This is a genomic window from Opitutales bacterium (genome assembly GCA_013215165.1).
Taxonomy (GTDB): Bacteria; Verrucomicrobiota; Verrucomicrobiia; order Opitutales; family JABSRG01; genus JABSRG01.
Map to the genome: position 1 here is coordinate 1 of JABSRG010000118.1, position 4040 is coordinate 4040.

Annotated in this window: 4 protein-coding genes; 1 reads left to right on the plus strand and 3 read right to left on the minus strand. The window is 51.7% G+C overall.

The window, feature by feature from the left end; translation table 11 throughout:
- Positions 1 to 124: 124 nt before the first annotated feature.
- Entirely contained in the window at positions 125 to 343 is a 219-nt protein-coding gene (locus tag HRU10_15060; GenBank protein NRA28552.1) for a hypothetical protein, read from the minus strand.
- Between the two features lie 205 nt (positions 344 to 548).
- Between HRU10_15060 and HRU10_15065 the strand changes: the two genes are divergently transcribed.
- Positions 549 to 1856, plus strand: a complete 1308-nt coding sequence (locus HRU10_15065; protein NRA28553.1) for a dicarboxylate/amino acid:cation symporter — start codon at positions 549 to 551, stop codon at positions 1854 to 1856.
- 14 nt (positions 1857 to 1870) lie between these two features.
- On the opposite strand, the gene HRU10_15070 is transcribed toward HRU10_15065, so the two are convergent.
- Positions 1871 to 3391 (minus strand): O-antigen ligase family protein, encoded by a 1521-nt coding sequence (locus HRU10_15070; protein NRA28554.1) that lies wholly within the window; start codon positions 3389 to 3391, stop codon positions 1871 to 1873.
- 2 nt (positions 3392 to 3393) lie between these two features.
- Positions 3394 to 3912, minus strand: a complete 519-nt coding sequence (locus tag HRU10_15075; GenBank protein NRA28555.1) for a nucleoside deaminase — start codon at positions 3910 to 3912, stop codon at positions 3394 to 3396.
- Positions 3913 to 4040 lie beyond the last annotated feature (128 nt).

The window sequence follows — 4040 nt, forward strand, 5'->3', positions numbered from 1 at the left end:
GATGAGCTTGCAAAGCTGATGGAAGACGACAGAACCGTGCTTGGTTGGTTTTGGTTTCTTTTTCATCAACTGGCTTCTTTGGTCGGAAGCCGTCCAGAGCCAACCATTATTTTAACTTTTTAGATTATCCCTGTGGGATGGCTGTGAAAACATGCCGGAAAGTGAGCGCTTCTTCCTCGACCAGATAAAACGTCATCGACTGCGCCTCTAGTGTTTCAACGATGCGGTTGGAGGTGAGCTCGATGACTGCTTCGATATCCTCCGAACTTGGCTGAGGTTTTGAGAGGACCTTGATCAGCAAGGTTCGGCGCAGGTTTTGCGAAATTTCAGGTGGAGAATGCATGGAGCAATGAGCCGAAGTGAACCGACTTGTAATTAGATAAATGAAGGATCGGTCAATTTGAGTCGGAAATTATTATCCTTGGTTACATTTAAATGCTTTGCGTGGCTGCTTAGGTGAATTTTTCTTGATGGAAAGAAGCCATCTTTACTGTGTTGGCGTTTATATCATCGGACGCACTAATCTCTGTCCAACCCCATCTATCTCTATGAGTCGCTCGCATACAAACTTACACTGGAAGATTTTCGCCTCTCTTGCGTTCGCCATTATCCTTGGGATCGTCCTAAACAGTCTTCAGCCTGAGTCGGGCGAGGGACTTGCATGGATTGGTCGAGTTGTAGCGATCGTTTCTTTCGTGGGAACACTCTTTATTCAAGGGCTCAAAATGATCGTCATTCCGCTGATTGTAACATCAATTGTTTTGGCGGTGATGAACCTTGGGGGAGGTAAGGATTTCGGGCGCTTGGGCTCCAAGACCCTTCTTTTTTATGTTTTTTCCGGTTTTGTCGCGGTGGTTGTAGGTTTGTTGATGGTGAATATCATACAGCCCGGTGACGTGGAAGACTCAGTGCGCGAGAAGATGATCGCTCAAAGTGGGGACAGTAGCGCTTTCGTTGCCCGAGCAGATGGGCGCGATACAGGTGATCTGTTTGGTATTTTTCTGAGAATGGTTCCATCCAATATTTTCTCTGCGGCCAATAGTGGAAATTTCCTGGGCCTCATTTTTTTCAGCCTAATCTTGGGTTATGCCTTTGGACGTTTGCCGGACCACCTGAAGAGCACACAGGAAAATTTTTGGACGGGTCTCAATGAAGCGATCGTTCGCATCACCAATGGAGTGATTTGGTTTGCTCCCTTTGGCGTGTTTGGCTTGGTGCTGCCTACTATCGTCGAGACGGGCTGGGATTTACTGAGCACTATGCTGACCTTCGCCCTGACCGTGATTGTGGCCCTCGCAATCCATGTTTTGGTGGTGATGCCTCTAGTCCTGTCCTTTGTGGCGCGGGAAAACCCAATCAACCACTTTCGTGCTATGCTACCAGCCCTGTTAACCGCCTTTTCGACCGCGTCCTCGTCATCGACCCTCCCATTGACGAAGGAGTGTGTCGAAGAAGGCGCGGGGGTTTCTAAGCGTATTTCCGGCTTTACGTTGCCCTTGGGTGCGACGGTCAATATGGACGGAACGGCCCTCTTTGAGTGTGTCGTAGTGATCTTTCTGGCGCAGCTTTTTGGAATCGAAATGGGCCTCTTAACCCAATTTAACGTCGTCATTCTTGCGTTGCTCACGTCGATCGGGGTCGCTGGAATTCCATCGGCTAGCCTTGTAGCCATCGTATTGATTTTGTCATCGGTTGGCTTCAGCCAAGAGCAGATCGCGACGGGCATCGGTATCGTATTTGTTGTCGACCGTGTTCTCGATATGAGCCGCACTGCCGTCAATGTGTTTGGAGATAGCTGTGCCGCCGTGGTGATCGGCAAGTCTGAAGGGGAGACCGGCTACTACTCCAAAGGCTAGGCTCTTTTTTGGCTTCATGCCCGCACCCGGCGTCTCAGAAATAAGGGCGTCGACAGGACAAGCGTGAAAAAGAAGACGAGGGTCGGTGCCTGAAAGACAAACTCCCAAACTGCGTGAAAAGCAAATGCTCCCGCGCCGGCAGCGGCAGGCACCCAGGACAGTCTGAAGTCGGATAGATTGCGTAGCGGTTCCCAGATGCAGCAGCCTAGGGTGAACAGTATCAACGCGAAGGCCCCCCAGCCGTATTCAATGGCAAATTCGATCCAGTCCGAGTGGGCATCTACCCAGATGTAGGTCACCCATCCTCCTGCCTTTCGGTCGTAGCGGGCATAATAAATGTCAGGATAGCGAATGGAATACTCCCTCGAAAAATGCTCGAAGCAGCCTGCTCCCACTCCCCAGAAAGGCGTTTCCATGAGCATTTCACCGAAAGCCCGCATCATGATGAATCGATGGCGGTTCGAAGACCTCGATTGTTCAATCTCAGCGTCCTGAAGTGAATCCATGTCATCAAACAGTCCGCTGATGAGTGTCTCGTTTTTCTCGAAATCGACCAGAGTCGGAAGTGTGAACGCTCCGCCGATCAGGAGAATAAGACCGAAGACACCTGGCACTGCGAGTCCAGCCAGCCCCTCGCCGCTGGCACGCCAGTGCTGCCAGCCCTGTCCAAAGGCGGTTACCAATACGATAACGGTAACCGCACCCGCGAGCAGCATTCCGCCTTTTGAATCCGTCTGATAGACCGCGGCAAAGTTGAGCAGCGCCAGCAACGGGCAGATTAAATGGGGTCCCGACTTCAGTCCGCGAACACGTGTCTGGCGTAAGTGATAAAAATACAATACGCCGCAGAGCGCGATGGTCAGATAATGAAAAGCGGCGGCGTGATTTTTATAATAGAAGGTGCCGAAAAAAGATCGGTTGATCGAATCGAAAACCCAGAGGATTTTTTTTGAACCCGTCAACTCGACCAAACTGCCTACAAACGCCACAGCACTGCCATTGAGTACGGCAATCCAGACGAGACGGATCCAACTCCTACGATCCTGCAAGCCACCACGCAGCCCTACGAAAGCTAGCCACGTCGCACTGATCATCGCCAGATTCCTCCAAGGAGAGCCTTGATACCAGGACGCATTCACTCCTGTTGGTAGCCATTCGATGTGAGGGCGCGCCTCTATTCTGCGGCTCAGATCCTGAGCCACAATCGCGTCGTAACTTGGATTGAGAGCCTGAATCAAGGTGTAGAGGGTTACAAACAAGCCGCCCCAGAAAAAGCCGGTCCGCACCGTACGCTTCATGAATGCTCTTGGGTCGGGCCAGAGCGCGGCAAAAAAAACAGCGACGCACACTCCAGCAAAAGCAAACCGCGCCCAGTATTGAACACCTCCAAAAGACCAACACATCACCGTGATAGCGATTGCGGCGACGACTTGAAGGGCCCGCGGGTCTGGGTTTGGATTTGGGACAGCGGATCGTTCAATTGTCCGTCTGCGCGACCTTCGAGATGATGAGCTGGATCGGCGATGCTCGGGCATAATCAAGAGTCTGAATCGGCACGCTTAAGTTCGAAAAAAGTGCGGATCAATTCCATACATGCCTTTTCATAGACACCCGATTCCAGCAGGCAGCGGTGATTGATACGCGGCAGTTCGCAAAGATTTGTAGCGCCTCCTAGGCAGCCCATCTTGGGATCAGACACGGCGTAGACGACGCGGCCCATGCGGCTCATAATGACGGCGCCAGAGCACATGGGGCAGGGTTCCTTGGTGACATACAAGGTGCAGCTGTTCAGTCGCCAGTCTCCCAGTGCATTCGCTGCCTGCGTGATCGCTAATACCTCAGCATGGCCCGTGGGGTCTTGCATGGTTTCTACCTCATTGTGGGCGGTTGCTATGATTTGGCCATCACACTCAATGACTGCGCCGATGGGTACCTCGTTTTTCTTCCAAGCATCGATCGCAGCATTATAGGCGAGTTTCATGTAAAACTCGTCATCGCGAATCAATTGGTTGGGATACACCTTCTCAAATGGGCATGGTGGGGCGCTCTTCGGCATGACACCTGATAAGAGGTGACGTTTCTCGCGCTGGCAAGCCTCAGCGTGGCTCTGAGCTGGTCCCGCAATGTTGGACAGGTTGCTAAGAAGAAATAAGATACAAGCAACCGATGAAAAAACGACGTAAA